General features: G+C 40.9%; 21 protein-coding genes, 1 pseudogene and 1 other annotated feature. Of the genes and pseudogenes, 2 read left to right on the top strand and 20 right to left on the bottom strand.

Annotated features, from left to right (window positions below; all coding sequences use genetic code 11):
- Positions 1 to 4,059, bottom strand: a 4,059-nt coding sequence (locus AX677_RS08010; protein ID WP_060976764.1) for a YSIRK-type signal peptide-containing protein, incomplete at its 3' end; no start/stop codon positions are given.
- Positions 4,060 to 4,200: 141 nt separating this feature from the next.
- Here AX677_RS08010 and AX677_RS09230 point away from each other — a divergent pair.
- Together AX677_RS09230 and AX677_RS08005 are read left to right on the top strand one after the other, a co-directional pair.
- Positions 4,201 to 4,395: pseudogene (locus AX677_RS09230) on the top strand (IS30 family transposase); the annotation flags it as partial.
- Between the two features lie 481 nt (positions 4,396 to 4,876).
- Positions 4,877 to 5,176, top strand: coding sequence for a hypothetical protein (locus tag AX677_RS08005; protein ID WP_060976763.1), 300 nt, complete (start codon positions 4,877 to 4,879; stop codon positions 5,174 to 5,176).
- Between the two features lie 204 nt (positions 5,177 to 5,380).
- Here the strand turns inward: AX677_RS08005 and rplL are convergent, their stop codons facing one another.
- The 19 genes from rplL to AX677_RS07915 form a co-directional block, all read right to left on the bottom strand.
- Entirely contained in the window at positions 5,381 to 5,749 is a 369-nt protein-coding gene (gene rplL, locus AX677_RS08000; protein WP_002900419.1) for a 50S ribosomal protein L7/L12, read from the bottom strand.
- 73 nt (positions 5,750 to 5,822) lie between these two features.
- Entirely contained in the window at positions 5,823 to 6,323 is a 501-nt protein-coding gene (rplJ, locus tag AX677_RS07995; RefSeq protein WP_002897628.1) for a 50S ribosomal protein L10, read from the bottom strand.
- A 36-nt stretch (positions 6,324 to 6,359) separates the two neighbouring features.
- Positions 6,360 to 6,495 (bottom strand) — a sequence feature (ribosomal protein L10 leader region).
- A gap of 76 nt (positions 6,496 to 6,571) precedes the next feature.
- Positions 6,572 to 7,369: a formate/nitrite transporter family protein gene (locus AX677_RS07990; RefSeq protein WP_060976762.1), complete on the bottom strand. Its 798-nt coding sequence runs from the start codon at positions 7,367 to 7,369 to the stop codon at positions 6,572 to 6,574.
- Between the two features lie 113 nt (positions 7,370 to 7,482).
- Positions 7,483 to 8,430 carry a homocysteine S-methyltransferase gene (gene mmuM, locus AX677_RS07985; protein WP_060976761.1) on the bottom strand — a complete coding sequence of 316 codons (948 nt, stop codon included), beginning with the start codon at positions 8,428 to 8,430 and terminating at the stop codon, positions 7,483 to 7,485.
- 9 nt (positions 8,431 to 8,439) lie between these two features.
- Complete coding sequence (locus AX677_RS07980; RefSeq protein WP_060976760.1) at positions 8,440 to 9,846, bottom strand: amino acid permease; 1,407 nt, start codon at positions 9,844 to 9,846, stop codon at positions 8,440 to 8,442.
- A gap of 133 nt (positions 9,847 to 9,979) precedes the next feature.
- Positions 9,980 to 10,681, bottom strand: a complete 702-nt coding sequence (locus tag AX677_RS07975; protein ID WP_060976759.1) for a glucosaminidase domain-containing protein — start codon at positions 10,679 to 10,681, stop codon at positions 9,980 to 9,982.
- Between the two features lie 150 nt (positions 10,682 to 10,831).
- Complete coding sequence (gene yihA, locus AX677_RS07970; RefSeq protein WP_060976758.1) at positions 10,832 to 11,419, bottom strand: ribosome biogenesis GTP-binding protein YihA/YsxC; 588 nt, start codon at positions 11,417 to 11,419, stop codon at positions 10,832 to 10,834.
- Between the two features lie 10 nt (positions 11,420 to 11,429).
- A complete protein-coding gene (gene clpX, locus AX677_RS07965) occupies positions 11,430 to 12,659 on the bottom strand; it encodes an ATP-dependent Clp protease ATP-binding subunit ClpX (protein ID WP_060976757.1) in 1,230 nt (409 codons plus the stop codon).
- A gap of 51 nt (positions 12,660 to 12,710) precedes the next feature.
- Complete coding sequence (locus AX677_RS09550) at positions 12,711 to 12,881, bottom strand: hypothetical protein (RefSeq protein WP_002895584.1); 171 nt, start codon at positions 12,879 to 12,881, stop codon at positions 12,711 to 12,713.
- A 2-nt stretch (positions 12,882 to 12,883) separates the two neighbouring features.
- Positions 12,884 to 13,396 carry a dihydrofolate reductase gene (locus AX677_RS07960; RefSeq protein WP_060976756.1) on the bottom strand — a complete coding sequence of 171 codons (513 nt, stop codon included), beginning with the start codon at positions 13,394 to 13,396 and terminating at the stop codon, positions 12,884 to 12,886.
- A gap of 124 nt (positions 13,397 to 13,520) precedes the next feature.
- On the bottom strand, positions 13,521 to 14,360 hold the full coding sequence (locus tag AX677_RS07955) for a thymidylate synthase (protein WP_004191373.1): 840 nt from the start codon (positions 14,358 to 14,360) through the stop codon (positions 13,521 to 13,523).
- 104 nt (positions 14,361 to 14,464) lie between these two features.
- On the bottom strand, positions 14,465 to 15,424 hold the full coding sequence (locus AX677_RS07950; RefSeq protein ID WP_002895587.1) for an ROK family glucokinase: 960 nt from the start codon (positions 15,422 to 15,424) through the stop codon (positions 14,465 to 14,467).
- Positions 15,425 to 15,536: 112 nt separating this feature from the next.
- Positions 15,537 to 15,947, bottom strand: a complete 411-nt coding sequence (locus AX677_RS07945) for a GNAT family N-acetyltransferase (RefSeq protein ID WP_060976755.1) — start codon at positions 15,945 to 15,947, stop codon at positions 15,537 to 15,539.
- Between the two features lie 71 nt (positions 15,948 to 16,018).
- A complete protein-coding gene (locus AX677_RS07940) occupies positions 16,019 to 16,606 on the bottom strand; it encodes a hypothetical protein (RefSeq protein WP_004191379.1) in 588 nt (195 codons plus the stop codon).
- Complete coding sequence (locus AX677_RS07935) at positions 16,603 to 18,471, bottom strand: ABC-F family ATP-binding cassette domain-containing protein (protein ID WP_004191381.1); 1,869 nt, start codon at positions 18,469 to 18,471, stop codon at positions 16,603 to 16,605. The genes AX677_RS07940 and AX677_RS07935 overlap by 4 nt, the downstream gene beginning before the upstream one ends.
- The gene (locus AX677_RS07930) at positions 18,468 to 19,667 is read right to left on the bottom strand and encodes a CCA tRNA nucleotidyltransferase (RefSeq protein ID WP_060976754.1); all 1,200 of its coding nucleotides are present in this window, start codon (positions 19,665 to 19,667) and stop codon (positions 18,468 to 18,470) included. Before AX677_RS07930 ends, AX677_RS07935 begins: the two co-directional genes overlap by 4 nt.
- Positions 19,664 to 20,431 (bottom strand): 4-hydroxy-tetrahydrodipicolinate reductase, encoded by a 768-nt coding sequence (dapB, locus tag AX677_RS07925; protein WP_004191388.1) that lies wholly within the window; start codon positions 20,429 to 20,431, stop codon positions 19,664 to 19,666. The genes AX677_RS07930 and dapB overlap by 4 nt, the downstream gene beginning before the upstream one ends.
- A 40-nt stretch (positions 20,432 to 20,471) precedes the next feature.
- Positions 20,472 to 21,320 carry a DegV family protein gene (locus tag AX677_RS07920; RefSeq protein WP_004191392.1) on the bottom strand — a complete coding sequence of 283 codons (849 nt, stop codon included), beginning with the start codon at positions 21,318 to 21,320 and terminating at the stop codon, positions 20,472 to 20,474.
- Positions 21,321 to 21,322: 2 nt separating this feature from the next.
- The gene (locus AX677_RS07915; RefSeq protein ID WP_002915309.1) at positions 21,323 to 21,697 is read right to left on the bottom strand and encodes a DUF1149 family protein; all 375 of its coding nucleotides are present in this window, start codon (positions 21,695 to 21,697) and stop codon (positions 21,323 to 21,325) included.
- Between the last annotated feature and the right edge of the window lie 8 nt (positions 21,698 to 21,705).

Raw genomic sequence — 21,705 nt, 5'->3', positions numbered from 1 at the left:
AGTCTCTACGAAGCGGTAACCTGGAATATCTTTCTTAGGTTGTTCGCCGTCTTCGGTTGGAACTAATGTATTCCCCTTAGTATCTACAAATGAAGTAATTGGACGTACAGTTGGAGTGTATTTTGCAGTTATTTCTGTTCCGTTCTTATCAACTCGTTTGACCGTAACTCCTGAAGCCTTCCCAACAAAGTCTTTTTCTGGTGTGAAAGTTACCACACCATTTTCATCAATGGTATAAGTTCCTTCTCCCGGAACAACTTTCTTAGTTGTGCCATCATCAAAGGTTGGTTTAACATTTTCATCAATTTCAACAGTCTTCTCTACACCGTTTACTTCAACTTTACCACCAGTAAAAGTTGGTGTACCGTTTTGTTTTTGCCCTTTAGGTCCTTCAGATTCATCATCTGTAGAAGTTGGTTTAACAGGTATTACAGTTGGAGAATACGTTGCTGTAGCAGTTGCTGTAATATCAGTATCATTTGCATCTTTTCCTAATTTGGCAGTAAGTGAAACTGTGACAGGTGTAGCTGTACCGGTAAATGTCTTCAATGGAACAAAAGTTACTTCACCTGTTTCATTATTAATTGAGTAGGTACCCTGACCATCAATTGTTAGAGTGTCAACAAATCCACCTGTTTTTGGATCTACTAACTTAGCAGGCGAAAAAGCACTTGGTTTTACTGGTGATCCATCTCCAACAGATGTAAAGGTTGGAGTTTCTTTTTGAGTAGCACCTTGAATATCAGTCGAAGTCACATTATGTCCTTCAATCGTATCAGTTACTGTAATATGGTAGGTTGTTGTAGCGGTTGATGAATCAACTCCATGATCAACTCCCGACTCAGTTCCACCGATTGTTGCTTCAGTAGTATAATTTCCATTACTATCAATAACATCAATTTTAACTGTATATACTCCTACTTCATTTAAGCTATATCCACTAGCAATATTATAGTTATTTGCATCTTGTTTGGTATCAAATACTTTTTGAACTCCTGAAGGCGATGTTACTGTGATTCGAGTGATATAGGTAGTTTTTCCATATTTAGTATCTTCAGAGTCTGAGATGCTTACTGCAGCTTTTGCTTCATTACGAAGGTCAACAACTGTACCTTTTGTTGAAGTATAATCTTGTGAAGTTGCTGTTGGTTTTGTATTTACTACAGTTGCCACATCAGTATTTGTTGCAATCGTCCCTCTAATAATACCACCAAATCCTGACTTAGTATGAACTTCCCAAGAGTCATTTTCAAGCTTAGTAGCAGTCACTTCAGTTCCATCAGATGACGCCCAGGTATTTGAATGTTTATCGTAAGTGACAGTTACTGACATTCCATCTCCTACCTGATTAGTATTCCTAGAAACATAAATCGTTTCTGGACGAGTTGGCGTTTCTACACTTGTCACTTTCCCAGTGCTATCAAGCTGTCGAATGTACTCATAGATATAAAATTTCATACCACCGTCTTGCTGAGCTTCTGTGTACACTTGACGTTTAGTCCATCTTGTCGTACCATCACCATTCAGTGTTTTACTTTCAGCATAGTCGCCAGGTAACTCCCAGTGTCCGGTAGCCTTATTAAAAGTCGCAGTATGTTTTTGCCCATCCGTTCCATTTAACTCAACTTGTTCACGTAAGAAAGTTCCCTTAACATTTTCAACAGATGCTTCCACTTTAATATTGTTCACACCAACTTGGGCAGTTGCCTCTGATGTCACAGGAATATTAAATACTGTATCTGAATCAACAGTACCTAATTCTTGATTCTCAGAAACAGCTGTGTTGGTTGAACCACTGTCTACGAGCCATTTGCCGTTAACTGCTTTTAGATTGGTTACAGTACCATCCGGCATTGTTATCTTAGCACTTGATGCACCTTTAGAAATTTTAACTGGTACAACCGTTGAGTAAGTTTCAACGTTTTGAACCTCAACCTTTGGTTTCACGACTAATGTTACAGTAGCATGTGCTTCTTGTCCAGATTGGTTCCAGACATTATTATTAGCCAATTTATCATAATCTTTTGCAAATACGGAGACTGTGTAAATTCCTGCTTCAGTTAATTTTCCAGAAATGATTCCTCTCCCCATATTCGTTTGATCAGCAGCTTGCTCATCAGAAGTACTGTTTGCAACACTATAGCTAGTACCTGGAATTAGGACTTTAGAATCATCTAATTGTTCACCAATGGTGTTATATCCTGAAACTCCTGTCACTGCTCTAGAAAATCTTTGAGGCACTCTTACAACTTTTCCTTCAACCGTCGTGTAGTTATAAGTTCCTCGACTATTTGCTGGTGTTGCACTGGCACCTGATTCGTCATAGAATTGAATGTTTACATTAGCATCATCACCTACTTTACGATCATAACGCTCAGAATCTGATTTTATTTTAGGAGGCGTACTATCTTGCCACCCGACCCAACCAGCACGAAGATTCTGAATTTGGAAAGTTACCGTACGACCATCTGTATTGGTCGCAGTAATATTAAATCGTAAATCATAAACTCCATTTTCAATATCCGCTATAACTTTTCCTTGAATTGTGTCTGTTTCTGAATCGTATGTCAATCCCGGGACAAGGTTAGTTGGAGTTACAGAAGTTAAACTCCAACCAGCTTGCTTGGCATTTTCAGAAACAGCGATACGATCTTTCAAGCCTTTAATTAGTACACGATCAATTCCTTGTTCGTAACCCAATCCATAAATTTCTGTAGCTAGGTATTCATAACCACCATTAGCAGAGTAAATCGATGTTGCAGCGTTTAAAATTCTTGACCCATCCGCACGAAGTTTGTTTCTCCAAAGAGGTGCTTCTTCTGCTAATTTTTTAGCGGCATCAGGGGTTAATGGATAGTCTACACGTCCTTTGTTGTTATGACCAGTCTTTCCACCTTGTTCTGTATGCATCCCATTTCCAGCATTTGTATCATTGCCAACTCGCTGATTAGAATAGACTTCTATCTCTAACCCTGCAGCATCAGTACCCGTAATTAATTTAATTTCTTGTACTGGAATCGTATAGGTATCCTTACCTGTGTGATTTGAAGCATTTATTTCTGAGACACGAGAGACATTTGTCCCTTCTTCAGCATAGAAATCTTGAGCAGCCAAAGCTACTCCAAAGTTTACGTCTTTTCCAACTCCTGCTTTTTTCAGATCATTGTAGACAGCAAGAATGGAATCATTTAAGCGTGATAGTTGGGTGTTAATTTGCTGTGCGGTAACGTTATCAGCTGCTAAAACTTTCTTAGCTTCCGCAATAGCTGCTTTATTGTTGACTACTGCCGCTTCGATGGCTGCTTTGCTTGCGCCTTCAACCTTATTTCTACGAACTGCTTCATCTGCAAGAACATTTGTCACTTCCGCTTCTGACGTGACCTGTTCCAAAACCTTTTTAGATTCTTCTACAGCTTTTTCTGTAGCAGTGGTCGCCACTGGTTTGACTGCTGTAGTTGTTGCTGTTTCCTCAACTTGTTTCCCAGCTTCGTCTGACTCAACTACAACCGTGATCAAAGCTTCAACTTTAGCAAGTTCTGCATCGATATCAGCCTGTTTTGCAGTTTCGTTTGCAAGAACTGCCTTTGCAGCAGTCAATACTTCATTTGCTGTAACTATCGCTGTTGCATCAGCTTTCTTTGCAGATGCAACTTTTGCTTCTAACTCAACTACTTTTTTAGTCAGAGCAGCCTTATCAGCTTTTTTAGCTTCTACTATCTTATCTTCCTTCTCTGCAGTTGCTGGTGTTGCAACTTCAGGTTTCACCGCTGTTGAAGGCGACTCCGGTTTTTCTGCTAATACTGTTGTTGGTGGTGTCACAACTTCAGATCTCACTGTTGCTAAATCTGACTCCAACTTATCTGTCGGTGCTGGTGTTGCTGGTGATTTAGTTACTGTTACCGTAGTATCAGAACCTTGTACCTCCGTAGCAGATACTGCACCATTACCTAGGAACATCAAACCGGCTGCAATTGCAACCGATGCTGCCCCAAAGCTGTACTTCCGAATACTATAACGAAGGTACTTCTCGTTTCTAAAATCCTGTTGTTTTCTCTTCAAGAGACAACCTCCTTATTTTTTTAAATGTCGATATGAAATACACAGGAAAACAGAGTCTCCTGCACTCACAGAAAATCGTTTTCAAGGAATTATTTATTTCCCGTGTTGTAAAATGAAGTGCAACAGAAAAGACATGTTCGTCATTCATCACATGAAAGAGGTTCAAATGAGAACTTCAACGGGCTCCTCAGAGAGTTTTTCCCTAAAGGCAAATCTCTCAATCCGCTGACTGACGAAGAACTCGCTCAATATCTCTCAGCTATTAACGAAAGACCTAGGCGACTTCATCAGTACAAAACTTCAAAATTTCTGTTTGGGCTAGCCCAAACAGCTTAAACAATGGAATCCCAGTCTATCCATGAACTTGTTGCACTTGACTTGACAATGTGCCAATTATTTATTTCAAAAAGTGATCTAACCACTCTCAACATACCTATTATAGCATTTTTAAACTTTTATTCAAGTGCGGTTGTAAGATGAAGTATAACACAAAAGTCATATTCTTCTGAAATATAAGAATTCTCCAATTCAGTATAAAAGTAGATGAACATACCCACTAATCATTCCAACAAAAAATCAAACTATTCTTAATTATCAGACTCTGAATGTGGTAAAATGAGCGCTATCTCAAGATAGGTGAGAAATCTACAGAGATTGCTCGTCTTATTAGGTAGACATCACTCACGATTACTCATGAAATCAACGGAAAAAACAGTTTTTCTGCGTTTTTATGGCATACTCAAAATATAGGCTGTTGTATAGCTAACAGTTTTAACACATTTTTCTGACATACTATAAATTTCAAAGAAGTAAAAGAATGTCAATTAAAAATCATTTACAAAGAGAATTCAAAGGTTCAAATTTTGAAATTTGTGAAACACTAATAACAGATACCTACTTCACTAGCTTTTTAGATTACGTGAGTTTACCTGAATCAATCTCTAAATTAATTGAAGAAGGCTATGCTGATAAAAGAAATCAGTTAGATGAATACATTGATTTTGCACTTCATCATAATTTAATTACTATGCAAAATAATATTATCCAAGCTACCGATCTTGGTTTAGCCTGGGTGTGGTTGGCATATGCGCCAGATGAAGGCGATGATTGTATTTAGAAAAGAGAGCACTATAATTTCTGCATAGGGATAAAACTGACAAAGGAATTATATAGTCTATTTTGTTGTAAAAAAAAATCCCCGCCAAGATCTAACTTGGCGGGGATTTGGTGGGGAATAACACCCCAATTTAAGATTTAAATCACCTTAAGCAATTCTTAACCTTAATATACTAGGCTTTCGCATTCAATTTGCGTTACTCTATTATTTAAGAGTAACTGAAGCGCCTGCTTCTTCCAATTTAGCTTTAAGTTCTTCGGCTTCTGCTGCAGCAACGCCTTCTTTGATAACGTTTGGTGCACCATCAACAAGTTCTTTAGCTTCTTTAAGGCCAAGACCAGTGATTTCACGTACAACTTTGATAACGCCGACTTTCTTGTCGCCAGCAGCAGTCAATTCGATATCGAATGAATCCTTAGCAGCGGCAGCTTCACCAGCACCAGCAGCAGCTACAGCTACAGGAGCAGCTGCAGTTACACCAAATTCTTCCTCGATAGCTTTTACAAGGTCGTTCAATTCAAGGATTGAAGCTTCTTTAATTTCAGCAATAATGTTTTCAATGTTCAATGCCATTGTTATTTCCTCCAAATAATTTTTAAATTTATAATATTTTTTTCGTAGCTAGGCTACGCTGCGTAGCTTAAGATTAAGCTGCGTCTTCTTTGTTGTCTGCAACTGCTTTGACAGCAAGTGCAACGTTGCGAACTGGTGCTTGAAGTACAGAAAGGAGCATAGAAAGAAGTCCTTCGCGGTTTGGAAGAGTTGCAAGTGCAAGAATCTCTTCTTTTGATGCGACAGCGCCTTCGATTGCACCACCTTTGATTTCAAGTGCATCAGCGTTCTTAGCAAAGTCGTTTAAGATTTTCGCTGGAGCAACAACATCTTCGTTAGAAAATGCTACTGCAGATGGTCCAACAAAAACAGATGCCAGGTCTTCAAGTCCAGCTTTTTCAGCTGCACGACGCAAGATTGAGTTTTTGATAACTTTGTACTCAACTTCGCTTCCACGAAGCTCACGACGAAGAACGGTATCTTGCTCAACAGTTAAACCACGAGCGTCCACAACGACGATAGAAGCAGCAGCTTTCATTTTCTCAGCAACTGCGTCAACCAGTTCCGCTTTTTTAGCAATAATAGCTTCACTCATTTAGTGTTTCACCTCCGTAATTATTTTGCTTGGGAATTTTCCAAAAGAAAAACGCGCCCAAACCTAGACACGAAAGTACAATACGCTTCTTTTTACATGATACGTTTTGTCCTCGGTAGGATCTTTATGAGTCGAGCTCCCCTACTGTCTTAGGCAGTTTTTTCAAACCATTGATAATTATAGCAAAAGAGAAAAAAGATTGCAAGTCTTTTAAGCAATCTTTTTTATTTTATTGAAATTACACCGCATTAATCCACGTAATCTTTTTCGTTTTTATTAAACCAAGCGTATGGCAAACCTATGAGTAGACCACCACCGATGAGATTACCGATAAAGGTTACGCCCCAGTGGCGTAGGATATTTCCAATACCAAAATTTTGCACTTCCGCTGCTGCTGAGCTGAATTTCACGATAGCGAAGGAAGCAAAGTTGGCTGCCAAGTGTTCGTTAGTCAGGAATACAAACATATAAATGGCTGATATAACTAAGAAGAGTTTAGCCGTACTATCCTTGACCAAAACAAAGGAAAGAATAGCGATATTAACAAAGATATTGGCCAAGACTCCCTCAAGCAGAATCAGCTCATTAGATCGAGCGAGCTTCATCTGCACAACACCAGAAATGAAACTATCTTTGCTAAGCCCTACATAAGCAGCCGAGTTAGCAAAGAGCCAGCCGGCAATCAAGGCGCCAATCAGATTGAAAAAGGTACAATAAAGCAAAATCGTCAAGGCTTTTTTCCAGTCAATCTTTTTCAAAAAGGTACCAGCAGTCAGAAACATCATATTAGAAGTCACCAATTCTGCATTTAGAAAGACAATGTAAGCCAATCCCCAAGCAAAGATGAAAGGAAAGAGAAAGCGCCCAGTTCCTGGAACGATCTTATTCGTCAAATCTGCCGCAATGGCTCCAGCACCAGTGCTAAAGGTTAGGAAAGCTCCAGCAAAGATGGAACGAACAGCATACTTGGCCTTGCTTGTATCAAACAAAGCTTCTTTCTTGCGGCAAGCTGCTTCAATTTTAGGGATAAATGTCGATTCAGGCATAAAAATTTCTCCTATTAATTTAAACTATGTATAGTATATCACAAAGTTCTTGCTTTTGATAGCGTTTTCGAGAACCTTTTTAAATTTTCTAAAAAAGGATTGAAAATTTATTTTCAATCCTTAAATCCTTTTGCTAACTGAGCAATATCTTCTGGCCGTGTTCGGCAGCAACCACCAAAAAGTTGCACTCCTTGCTCTTGCCAAAGTTTACTATTTTCCAGCAAGCTCCGCTCCTGCTCTGGATTGTCGTGCCAAGTCTTGGTCAAGCCATTATAAGTTTCGCCAGAGTTTGGATAGGTCAGAAAAGGTTTGTTGCACACTTGTCCAAGCCCATCTAATAGCGGAGCAATTAAATGTGGAGCTGTACAGTTAAAACCAACTGCCAAGACTTGTGAACTTTCTTGAGCCAAGTTTCCTAATTCCTCAATCTTAGTGCCATCTGATATAGCATTCTCCGACTGGGCAACAAAGGACAAATAAGCCTCAGCCTGCGGAAATTCCTCAGCTAAAAGTCGGAGGATTGCTGCCGCTTCTGCTCCATTTGGAATCGTTTCAATAGCCAACAAGTCACTCCCAGCTTCCAGTAAAGCTTGAATACGCGGGCAGTGAAACTCTCGAAATTCTGCCTCGCTCAGCTGATAATTTCCCGTATATTCTGAACCGTCGGCCAGATAGGCAGCATAAGGTCCTACTGACCCAGCAACTAATGGATAAGAGCGCTGCTTTTGCTCTTCTGGAGATAATTCTTGCCAGACATTTTCGATTGCCTTTTGTGCTAAGAAGACTGTCTCTTTTAAAAGATCGTAACCCTTTTCAGGAGTTAGTCCTGCCTCTATAAATGCTGGAATGCTGGCCTGATAACTGGACGTAGTGATGATGTCACTGCCAGCTCTCACATAGCTTTCATGCACATCTTGAATAATCTGAGGCTGGTCTAATAGGTATTGAGCGGACCAAAGCTTACCAGATACATCATAACCCCGACTTTCCAACTCTGTACCTAAGGCTCCATCTAAAATAATGATTTCTTGCTTGTCAAGCAAATTTTTAAATTTTCCCATGACATACTCCTAAGATCTACGATGACGAAGGTAATAATATAGATAGCAAAGACCAACAAAAGGTAGACCAAAATAAAGCCCTGCTCTTTGCGACTTATCCCAAGCAATCCCAATGACAGATAAAACCAAAAGAACTATCGTAATGTAAGGCAAGAAAGGACTAAAGGGAGTTTTGAAAGCTAGTTCATCCTCTTGATGTTCTTTCAGCCATTCTTGGCGGAAACGAATTTGAGCAATGGGAATAGACAACCAAACAACTACCACTGCAAAACCTGCAATCGAAACCAAAGCTAGGAAAACAGTGTCTGCTGCATAAAAACTTGCAAAAAGCGATAATGCAGCTCCTAACATAGATAATAAGAGAGCTCTCATTGGTACGCCATGACGATTAATTTTTACAACCTTTCTGCTAATCATTCCTTCATTTGCCAAAGACCATAGCATACGACTAGAAGCATATAGCCCAGAATTTCCCGCTGATAGAATAGCTGTTAAGATAACAAAATTCATGATATCCGCTGCATAAGGTAAGCCAATCTTATCAAAAACAGTTACGAAAGGAGCCTGTGTCACTCCTGCTTCCTTGACTGGTAACAAAGCAGCTAGAACAATGATTGTCAACACAAAGAAGATTACCAAACGACCAATCGTTGTTTTAATAGCTTTAGGTACAGCTTCTGTCGGATTATCCGTTTCTCCTGCTGCAATACCAATGAGTTCTGTACCTGAAAAGGCGTAGTTCACTGCCAGCATAATAGACAAAAGCGCTGTCCAGTTTTTAGGAAAAGCTCCATGAGCTGTCAAGTTACTGAAGAAAGGCGCGTTTTGATGGTGACTCATAGGAATCAGACCAAATATCGCACCAATTCCCAAGATAATAAAGACAATAATCGTAATAACCTTGATACTTGAAAAGTAGAATTCTGCTTCTGCAAACAATCTAACACTAAGAGCGTTCATTCCAAAGATTACAGCTGCAAAAAAAGCCGCAAAAAACCAAGCTGGAACACTAGGAAACCATCGTTGCATCAGCATACCTGCGCCCAAGAACTCTGTTCCTAAAGCCACCGTCCAACAAAGCCAATAGAGCCAAGCAACAGCAAAACCTGTGCCTGGACTAATAAACTTTGTTGCATAAGTGTGGAAGGAACCAGTCACTGGCATGGCAACAGCAAGCTCTCCTAAAGAGAGCATAACCAAATAAACCACCACTGCACCAATTAGATAAGATAAAACTGCTCCCAAAGGCCCTGCCTGAGCAATCGTATAACCAGAACTGAGAAAAAGACCTGTCCCAATAACACCACCAAGTGACAGCATAAAGAGATGCCTGCTCGTCATCTTACGATGAAATTCACCTTCATTCTCAAAGTTGTGGTTTTGAGAATGTTCATGTTTTGAATCTTTTTTAGCCATAATACTTCCTTTATTTTTTTGCTATTTACCTATTGTATCATAAAGGAAAGTAAGGAATCATATATATTTTTTATTTAAATCATAAAGAAAATCTATATATACTAAAAAAGAGGTCTCCCTCTTTTTAGTTGTACTATAAAAATCTATTTGCCCAAGCAACATCAACATCCAAGACATCTTGAGTAGTATATTGCTGACGATAAGGATTGTAAACGATATAACCAGCTCCAGACTCATAGAGTGGTGAATCAAAGCGAGTCAAATCGTATTTTTCAATAATATAATTCAATTTAGCATTATAACTAGTATCTGTTGCATAGACACCAGTCAGGGCAGCAGTCGCATCCTGGAAAGTTGGTGCATTACTCTTCCATGCGCCTGCAAAATGCCCTTGCTTGAGTACAGCAACATAGTCTTGCAGAGATTCCACATAGCTAGGATAAGAACGGAAACTATCATTGATAGTATAAGAGTTACCTTCTCCATCATCTTCCCATGTTTCCATGTTAGCAGATTGCCCCTCATAATGTCCTTTAATACCAAATAAATTATAGTGAGGATCACTTGACAAACCAGATTGTCCAGAGCCACTCTCTAAAATAGCCTGTGCAATCATTACAGAAGCATAAAGATCATTATCCTGTCCCAACTGACGAGCCGGTTCACCAATCTGTGAAATAAAATAGTCAGTTGGGTTCATAGGTTGTTGGTCGCTATTATTGGCACTAGCTGTATCAGTTCGATTAGCTAAATAAAAACCAACAATAACAGTTGAAATCATTATGAATAAAATCGAAAGGGTTCTTTTACCTCTTTTTGATATTCTCTTCTTCATCATTATTCTCCTAAGTTTATTTCGTTATTTTCATTCATTCTATCATAATAAATAACTAAATAACACTACTAATAAATTACAAGTATGTAACATTTTTCGTTTTATTTCAAAAAATCCAACTCAAAGATAAGTTGGATTTAATTCGTAATATTAAATTTTTGACAAAATTGCATCCCAAGCAGCATCTAAGCCATCCTTGGTGACTGAGGAAAAAAGAATGAAATCATCATTTTTGTCAAAGTCCAGCTTTTTCTTAATAGCTGACTCGTGCTTATTCCATTTTCCGCGAGGGATTTTATCTGCTTTGGTCGCTACTAGAACAACCGGAATGTCATAATATTTCAGAAATTCATACATTTGCACATCATCTGCGCTCGGGTCATGACGAAGATCAACAAGGCTGACAACCGCTCTGAGATTTTCACGACTGGTCAGATATTCCTCAATCATCCGGCCCCATTTTTCACGCTCTTTTTTGGAAACACGGGCATAGCCATAACCTGGCACATCAACAAAACGCAACTTGTCATCAATGTTGAAAAAGTTTAGCAGCTGAGTTTTTCCAGGTTTTCCTGAAGTTCGCGCTAAATTCTTACGATTAAGCAGTGTATTGATGAAGCTGGACTTTCCAACGTTGGAGCGGCCAGCCAAGGCAATTTCTGGAATATTATCTTGAGGGTAATGCGATTTATTGGCTGCACTCAGCAAAATCTCTGCATTGTGTGTATTGATTTCCATAAGCACCTCGTTAGGCAGTTTCTAGAATAGGCTTATCTGTTCCATCTACTGCTTCTTTGGTAATACGGACAAGTTTGACATTTTCCTGACTTGGAACTTCAAACATGACATCCATCATAGTTTCTTCAATGATAGAGCGAAGTCCACGTGCACCTGTTTTACGTTCAATCGCTTTATTTGCAATCTCCTGCAGAGCATCCTCGTCAAATTCAAGCTTAACATCATCATAAGACAGAAGTGCCTGATACTGCTTAATAAGGGCGTTTCTAGGCTCTTTCAGAATACGGACCAAATCATCAACTGTCAGTTGCTCCAGAGCAGCAAAAACAGGCAAACGGCCAATCAACTCAGGGATAATTCCAAACTTTTGAACGTCTTCTGAGATAATTTCCTGCATATAGGAACTATCTTCGTCGATTGCTCGGTTGTTCTGACCGAAACCAATGATTTTCTCACCCAGACGCTGTTTTACGATTTCTTCGATACCGTCAAAAGCACCGCCAACAATGAAGAGAATATTCTTGGTATCAACCTGAATCATTTCCTGCTGCGGATGCTTGCGTCCACCTTGCGGCGGTACACTCGCTACTGTACCTTCGATAATCTTCAGCAGAGCTTGCTGAACTCCTTCACCTGAAACATCACGGGTGATAGAGACATTTTCGCCTTTTTTAGCGATCTTGTCAATCTCATCGACATAGATAATGCCGCGTTCTGCACGCTCAATATTAAAGTCAGCCGCCTGCAAAAGCTTGAGGAGGATATTTTCCACATCTTCACCAACATAACCAGCTTCAGTCAGAGCAGTTGCGTCCGCAATAGCGAAAGGCACATTGAGACTGCGAGCCAGAGTCTGCGCCAGGAAGGTCTTACCTGACCCGGTCGGGCCGATCATCAAAATATTTGACTTTTGCAGTTCCACATCTTCTTCTTCACAGCTGTCGTGGTAGTTAATACGTTTATAGTGATTATAGACTGCTACTGCCAAGGCACGCTTAGCTCGGTCTTGCCCGATAACATAGTGGTTCAAGATATTCAGCAGCTCCTGAGGTTTTGGCACCTCAGACAGATCTGCCAGCACTTCCTCGGCCAGCTCTTCACGGATAATCTCCTGTGCCAACTCCACACATTCATTACAGATAAAGGCGTTGTTACCAGCAATAATCTTCTGCACCTCATCTTGGTTCTTCCCACAGAAAGAACAAAAAACCATCATATCATCATTACGACTTGTAGGCATTGTTTACTCCAATTCTAAAATTCTAAATCTATTTATTTTCTTTCGCACATGTTAAAAAAGTGTCATATAAAAAGCATGAATGGAATTTACCAAGTTTGTAAAAGCATTCAGCAAAAATAAAGCTGCCAGTCCAAACCGCTTTTTCCGAAAGGTTTGAACGGCACAAATAAGACAAATGACACATAAAAAGGCCGTAAAAAAACCAAAAATACTACGTTCCATTCTTACGAGTCCTTCCTTTGGTATCTTTTTATAGTGAAATCATAAGGATTTTTTTCATCTTTGGCATGAAATTCACTGCTAACTTCCTGATAAGGAGCCCAGTCAAATGTCTCAGGGAAATAGGTATCTCCTTCCAACTTAGCAGCAATCTCAGTCCGAATCAATTCTTCCAAATACGGTTCAAAAGCTCTGATAATCTGCGCTCCGCCAATAATATACAAGTTTCTATCCTGCTTGTGGTACCAATCCAAGACATCTTCCACATTGCTGAACAACAGGACATTCTCATTGTCAACTTGATAGTTCTTATCCTTGCTCAAAATCAGGCTGATTCGATTTGGCAAAACGCGACGCTGCAGACCATCAAAGGTCACACGCCCCATCAAAATAGCATGTCCAGTGGTTGTTGCCTTAAAATGCTGCAATTCTGCCGGTAGATGCCAAGGCATGACCTTGTCTTTTCCAATCAGACCATCCTCTGCCTGAGCCCAAATGGCAATAATCTTCTTTGTCATCCTTTTATCCTTTGTATTAGTAACTCTATTCTATCAAATTTGCTGTAAAAAGGCATGTTTAAAGTATGATTCAAGCAGAACTTTTGCAGAGGTTGGCGGTTTTCGCATACACTTATCAAAAACATTAAATAGCCAAATCAAACTTCAGCTGAGGTTTAACAGGATTATAGTCTAATAACTCAAAATCTTCTGCTTTGATATCAAAGAAATTGGTTCCATCCGGCACATTTAACACGAGTCGAGGTTGACAGTCGCTAGGTTCCCGACGCAATAGCTCCTCCGCCTGCTCGAACTGATTGTCATAGATGTGCAAGTTGTTGATAAAGTAAAAGAACTTGCCGACTTTCCAGCCAAAATGCTTGGCAATCATCATCTGCAGAGCCACATACTGCATAGCATTAATGTGGTGAGCAACCAACATATCATTTGAGCGCTGAGTCAGAGTTGCATCCAGATAAATGTCTCCATCCACACGACGAACGTCAAACATGGTTTGAAAAGCACATGGAAGCAGGCCGTCTGTTTCTTCAAAAGCTTCATAATCCCAGAGAGAGATGATATTGCGACGGTTCCAAGGATTGGCTTCCAACTGTTGGAGAATTTTATTGATAATATTGTGCTTCTTGACAACAGCTCCGTAGCGCTGCCCGATAGTACCTGTATCGCCAACTTCCCAGTCATTCCAATAGTGTACATTGTATTTGTCATTGAGCAATTCCAAGCTATTAGACTGGTCTTGATAGATCCAAAGGACTTCCTTGATGGCAGACTTGATAGCGATAGGGCGTAGAGTTGTGATTGGAAACTCGCCCTTGCTCAAATCGTATTCCGCAAAAGAACCAGTGATATATTTGGAATTGGCCACATTTCCATTCTTGTAGCGCGGACGAGCATTTTCAGAAAAAACACCCTGCTCCATAATTTTTTTAATATTCTCTTTGAAAATCGTATCTGCTAGCGTCATGATTTCTCCTTCATTCAGTGAGCTTTTTCTAGTATAGCAAATTTTCCATAAAAATTCTCCTACAGACCTTTCTGCAGGAGAACAAATAAAGCATACTTGTTGAATTATTGTAAGACCAATGATGCTGCCCCGATAACGCCAGCATCATTTCCAAGAGTAGCCAAGGCCAACTTGGTTGAAGTACGAACCTGCGGGAAGCTATTCTCTTCATAAACCTTGCGCACACCATCAAGTAAGAAGTCACCCGCAGCTGATACGCCACCACCAATAACGATTGTAGATGGGTTGAGAATAGAACCGATATTGGCACAGGCAATTCCTAGATAGCGCGCGAAATTGCGATAGACAATCAGAGCCAGCTCATCGCCCTCTTTCGCCAAGTCGAAGACAACCTTTGCATTGACATCTTCACCATTGTCAATCAGTTTTTTCAGCTCAGCATCACCAGCATACTCATCAGCATAGCGACGAGTCAAATTAACAATACCAGTCGCAGATGCAACAGTCTCTAGGCAGCCTTTCTTGCCACAGGTACATTGAATCGGCTGATCAAAGTCAACAGTGATATGGCCCAACTCTCCTGCTGCTCCAGCAAGTCCATGCAAGAGCTTACCTTCGGCAACAATTCCTCCGCCAACACCTGTACCTAGTGTCATGAAGACTACATCAGGCTGGTTTTCTCCAGCCCCCATCCAGCGTTCACCCAAAGCGGCAACGTTAGCATCGTTGTCAATATAGAAAGGAATCCCAGTCGCTTTTTCAATCTTATCCTTGACTGGCTGCAGCGTCTTCCAATTGAGGTTGTAAGCACCAATAACAGTGCCCTTTTTTCGGTCAACTACTCCTGGCGAGCCCATACCAATCCCGATAAAATCCTCTGCAGAAAGCTGAAGCAAGTCCAAACGATGCAGGATTGACTCAATCATATCCTCTACGATGTGGCTTCCTTCGTCCAAAACATTGGTTTTGATGGACCATTTTTCCTGAATTTCACCCTCTGAAGTCAAAATAGCAAACTTAATAGATGTTCCACCAAGGTCAATTCCGATTATTTTTTTCGACATGATGTTCTCCTCTGTGTTTTATTTATCATCATTATATCAGATTTTTTCAGTAAGGAAAAGGTTTGCATAAAGAAAAGTGAAAATCAAATCCATCTTTTTTCCCAAAATAAAATCACAATTCTTTTGTATAATAATACCTTTCACCAGTATAGGGGTATTCTTTCAACGAAAATACTTTTGTATAGCCGTGCTGTTTATAAAAATCTGGGGCTTGAAACCGATACGTATCCACAAATGAATATTTGCATTTTCTTTCTCTGGCTTCTTGTTCAGCCCTACACAGTATTTTTGAGCCTATGCCTTGCCCTCGTAAATCCTCACTCACATACAAATATTCAATCTCCAGCCAATTACCAAAAGTTTCGGCCGCCATACCAGCCAGCAGATTTCCTTGTTCGTCTTCTACATAGATGTTAAGAGGCTCACTTTTGGAGGGCTCCCTCTTAGAGCGATTATAGGCCCTGATTAAGTTTCCCAGTTCTTGTGTTTTCTTTGAGTCGGTATTTTCCAATCTTAGTTTCATAGATGCCTCCGTTCCATCTCTAAAGGTTTTAGATTTACAGTTTATGAAACTGTTCGGACTATATCTTCACTTTAAATATCCTTCTGATTTGCTCGCCATTGATTATGGTAATCCATCATCGTTTCATAAATATATTTTGGTTTCTCTTTTTTCAATAATATTAGAGTAATTTCTAACGGTTCAGGAATACCAAACTTATATTTTTTGCTCTTTCTAGAAGCAAGCCTGCTTCTCTTCAAAACTACAGGATCCAATGAATGAAAACAAATCGTCAAAATATGACTCTTATTGAATAATTGATATTTTGCATAATGTCGAATACGTTCAATTCTATAGTCTATTCTCTGGATTTCTTCCCAACTATAAAACGAAACTTCTCTAAAAAGAAGGGGTTTAAAGTAAAAGCCCTGTTCCGTTAGACGAAGAAAACGTTTATCCCTAAACAAACAAATCCATACCAAAATAGAGAGAAAATCAAAAACAATTGTACCTATCACTAAAAACATTTTTTCAATCACAGAAATATTGGAATCGAATAATAGGTATCCGTTTTTAGATGGTAATACAAGAACTGTAGTCATAAAGACAGCAAGAGCGCTCGCCGATATAGCTAAGATGAATATCTTCAACCAGCTCTGACTAAACACTACTTCTTTCATTCGTTTAACCCACTCAGGTATTCATAGCGCTCGTATTTTTCCAGCAGTTTCTCGTTCTGTTCATCCAGTTCTTGCTGGAGTTCAGACAGGCGAGCAAAGTCAGATCCATTCTCCTGCATAGCCGCTTCAATCTCAGAAATCCGCTCTTCCAGCGCCTCGATATCAGCCTCAATAGACTCCCACTCCTGCTTTTCAAAGTAGGTCATGCGCTTTTTCTCCTCGCGCACCTTGGCCGATTTTTCCTTTTCAGACTTTTGGGAAATAGCAGAGCTCTCTGCTAGAAAGGCTTTTTCATCTAAGTAATCCGTGTAATTTCCGAAAAATTCTCTGATCACCCCATCCTCAAAAGCCAAAATCTTGCTGGCTACCTTGTCTAGGAAATAGCGGTCGTGGCTGACTGTAATGACTGGCCCGGCAAAGCCTTGCAGAAAATTCTCCAAGACTGTCAGAGTCGCAATATCCAAATCATTGGTCGGCTCGTCAAGAAGCAAGACATTCGGCTTTTCCAAAAGAAGCTTGAGCAGATAAAGGCGCTTTTTCTCTCCACCAGAAAGCTTTTCGATTAAAGTTCCATGAGTAGAACGAGGAAAAAGAAACTGCTCCAAGAGTTCTGCAATGGAAGTCGTTCCACTGCCTATCTTGACCTCCTCAGCCACTTCTTGCAGGTAATTAATGACCCGCTTAGACTCATCCAAGCCCTCAATCTGCTGAGAGAAATAGGCCACTCGCACTGTCTCTCCGATAATGAGCTGACCAGCCTGAGGCTGAAGTTTACCGGCAATCAGATTGAGCAAGGTTGACTTGCCGACACCGTTATCTCCAACAATCCCAATGCGGTCCTTGTTCTGGATTAAAAGGCTAAACTGAGAGAGAATAGGCTTCTGGTCATAAGCAAAGTCTACATTTTGAAACTCGATAACCTTCTTACCAATACGGCTGGTTTCAAAATTCATTTCTAGATTGCTCTCAGTCGTCTGGCCTGCCAAATCTTTCTTGAGGTCATGGAAACGATTGATACGAGCCTGTTGCTTGGTTGCCCGAGCCTGAGGCTGCCGTCGCATCCAAGAAAGCTCCTGCTTGTATAACTGCTGCTTCTTATGAAGCAAGGCCGCATCCCGCTCATCCTGCTCTGCCTTAAGACGGACATAGTCTTGATAATTTCCTTGGTATTCAATCAAGCGACCGCCATCCAGCTCAAAAATCCGTGTTGAAATATTATCCAAGAAATATCGGTCGTGGGTGATGAAAAGGACAGTCTTTTTGGAATTTTTCAAGAAATGGGTCAGCCATTCAATAGTATCAATATCTAAGTGGTTGGTCGGCTCATCAAGTAAGAGTAAATCTGCATCGCCTAAGAGAACCTGAGCCAGCTGAACTCGGCGACGAAGGCCTCCTGATAACTGACCAACCTTAAGTGACAGATTAGTCAGACCAAGCTTGGACAGGACCGTCTTGACCTGACTTTCGATTTCCCAAGCATGGAGCGAGTCCATCTCGGCCATAACCGCTTCTAGTCTTGACTGTTGTCTTTCATCATAAGCCGTCAGGAGCAGCTCATATTCTCGAATCAACTGCATTTCCCGTAAATCACTGGACAAAACAGTATCAAGCACCGTCTGCTCTTCATCGAAATCAGGCTCCTGAGTCAGATATGCAATCTTATAGCCTGTCTTAGCAGAAAAAGGGCTGACATCTCCGTCAAAGCCCGACTTGCCTGACAAGACATCCAGCAGCGTTGTCTTTCCTGTTCCATTGACACCAATCAGACCAATCCGATCCAGGTCATGAATGATAAAGAAAATATCCCGAAAAACAGTCTTATCACCTACTGATTTGGTTAGCTTGTCAACGATAAAATCGCTCATTTTTTCTCCTTGATATAGGCGTAAATGGCCTCTAGATCATTAGGCAAGCGGCCATCTACAATAGCGTATTCCAACTCTTTCAGAATTTGACCCAGTTTTGGTCCTGGCTCAAAATCAAACTCCCGCATCAGCATGCCGCCATTGACCACCATTTCCTGTTTGTTATGAATAGTTAGACTAGCATCAAGATTCTGAATTGCGGAGAAATCCACTGGTAAACCTTGCGCCTGCCGCAGTTCTTCTGCTTGTAGCAATAAGTCAATATCATAGTCATAGCAGTCGCGCTTGGTCAAGTCTCGTTCTGAGCGAATGGCCGCAATCTCAACCAAATCTTCTACTTTCTTGGCAAATTCACGAGAGGTCTTCCATTTTTTTAGAAAACCTTTAACATTTTGCACATCTAAAGCCAGTAAAAGGGCTGCCCAAGCCTGTTCAGATGCTGAAAAGCGAAAATCTGAAGCCAAGTCAAAGAGCCTTTCTAACTTAGCTCTGCTTCCCTTCAAATCTGGCAAAAATTCTATGGCACCGCTTGTCAAGAGTGCCTCTAAACCCTTGCGCCAAAACGGAGCCAGCAAGAGCTTGTCAAACTCGATAAAAATTCGTTCAACTGAAATTTTTTCCAGCAAGGGAGCACAATCTTTCATAGCTGCAAAAGTATCTTGCTCCAGGTCAAAATCCAAGGCGGCCTGAAAACGAAAGCCCCGCATGATACGGAGAGCATCTTCATTAAAGCGCTCTGCAGCAGTTCCAACTGCCCGCAAAATCTGATTTTCCAAGTCATTTAGACCCTGAAAAAGATCAATAACTTGACCGTTTTCATCCAAAGCTAGAGCGTTGATGGTAAAATCGCGTCGCTTGAGGTCTTCCTCCAAAGAACGCACAAAAGAAACCTTGCTGGGCCTGCGGTAGTCCACATAGACATCCTCTGTCCGGAAAGTCGTCACTTCATATTCACGGTTATTTTCCAGAACCAAGACGGTTCCATGCTCAATCCCCACATCAACTGTCCGGTCAAAGATACGCTTGGTTTCCTCAGGATAGCTGGAGCTAGCGATATCCACATCGTGAATAGGTCGCTGCAAAAGGGCATCTCGAACAGAGCCCCCAACAAAATAAGCTTCAAAGCCAGCCACTTTTATCTTCTCTAATACTGGCAAAGCCTCCTGAAATTCAGAAGGCAGAGTTTCTAATCTCATAGTAAATGTTCCAATCCATAGACTAATTCTGAGCGTTTGACAACTTCTTTAATGGCCAGATTAACCCCTGTCATAAAGGAAGCTCGGTCATAGGAATCATGTCGCAGGGTCAATCCCTCTCCCTGACTGCCAAAGATTACTTCTTGGTGAGCAACCAGACCAGGCAAGCGAACTGAATGAATACGCATGCCATCGAAATCAGCTCCGCGGGCGCCGGCTATAGACTCTTCCTCATCAGCAGCTCCCTGCCGTTTGCTTGGTCTAACCTGACTAATGAGCTCAGCCGTCTTAATAGCTGTCCCACTGGGTGCATCCTTTTTCTGGTCATGATGCAGTTCGATAATTTCTACATTAGGGAAATACTTGGCTGCCTGAGCCGCAAACTGCATCAGCAAAACAGCTCCCAAAGCAAAATTTGGAGCAATCAATCCACCCAGCTCCTTTTCCCTAGACAGTGTGATTAACTCTTCCAACTGCTCAGGAGTAAAACCTGTCGTTCCGACAACTGGGCAAAATCCCTGTTCTAGGGCGAAGCTAGTATTGTCATAAGCTACTTTAGGGGTTGTAAAATCAACCCAGACATGGGCTTCCAGTTCAGCCAATTCTTCCTTGGCATTGAAGACTGGAACACCAGCCACTTCTTTTTCATCCGTAAAAGGATCCAGCAGCCCAACTAATTCTAATTCAGGATCTTCTGTCACCATTTTATAGGCTGCTTGGCCCATTTTTCCTTTAAAACCAGCAATAATAACTTTGATACTCATGTTTTCCTCCTTACAGAGACAAGCTCAGATTTTCAAGCAATCAGATCACAGGAATATAAGCAAGTGCAACGCTCCCCTTGCCTAGATGCGTTCCAATGACGCTGCCAAAGGTTGCGATAGGAACTTCGCCAACAATACCACTGTCTAGCAGATTTTTCTGAAGCTCAGCTGCTTTTTCTGGCGCATTGCCATGGATAACCATAACCTGATAAGCACCGCCCGCCGTTCTTTCTTGGACAAGTTCCAGCATACGCTTGGTAGCCTTCTTCTCCGTCCGAATTTTTTCAAAAACCTCTATCACACCATGATTGTTAAAATACAGAATAGGCTTGATACTGAGCAGATTTCCCAGAATAGCCGCACCGTTAGACAGGCGTCCTCCTTTGACCAAGTGGTCCAAGTCGTCCACCATGATAAAGGCGCCGGTGCCATCAATCTGCTTCTGGACATTAGCTAAAATTGTTTCAAAATCTAGGCCTTCTTCTGCCCATTCTAGAACTGATTGGGCCATGATACCGAGCGGAGCGCTGGTAATCTTGGAATCTGGAAAGGCAATTTGCAAACCATGAAATTCATCTTTCAGATACTGAATGTTTTGATAAAAACCAGAAATTCCGCGAGATAGAAAGAGTCCCAGAACATGGGTATAGTCTTTGCCGTCTAGAATGGTGAGAATCTCTTCTAGGTCCGCAATGCTAGGCTGACTGGTCTTGGGTAGTTCATCTGACTGAGCCATTTTTTCATAAAATTCACTAGCTGTTAAGTTTCTGCCTTCGACATAAGACTCACCGTCAATCACGACCGGGATGTCCAAGACGAAAAGATTTTCATTCTCCAGCAGCGAAGCCGGCAGATAGGCCGATGAATCTGTGATAACCGCTAACTTCATGATTAAAACTCCAAATTAATACCTGGCAAATCCAGAGCAATTTCTGTCACTTCATAAGTCAAGCGGTTGAGCATAGTTAAGCAAGGCCGAGCTAGCTCTTCTACTTCATCGTGGTCAAATTCACTCGGTTCCTCAATAAGACGACCGTGAATGTGGTTGGCTTGCGAAATAGTTCCGCTGATAACAAAATTTTCAAAAACAATCATAAAGGTCAAAATCACAATCAATGAAGTTGTGTGGGCTTCGACATCTCTTTTGACCAATTGGAAATTCACATCAACCTTGGTTTCAGGTGTTCCATTTTCTTTTTCCCACTCAAAATTTCGGGCGTCAAAATGGTACTGACTAACAAATTCTTTTTCGCGCTGTATGTTCATTTTTATTC

The organism is Streptococcus sp. CCH8-C6, from assembly GCF_001557225.1.
GTDB lineage: Bacteria > Bacillota > Bacilli > Lactobacillales > Streptococcaceae > Streptococcus > Streptococcus sanguinis_C.
Note: the sequence above shows the minus strand (reverse complement) of the source record. Positions and strands in the feature narration are given on the sequence as shown.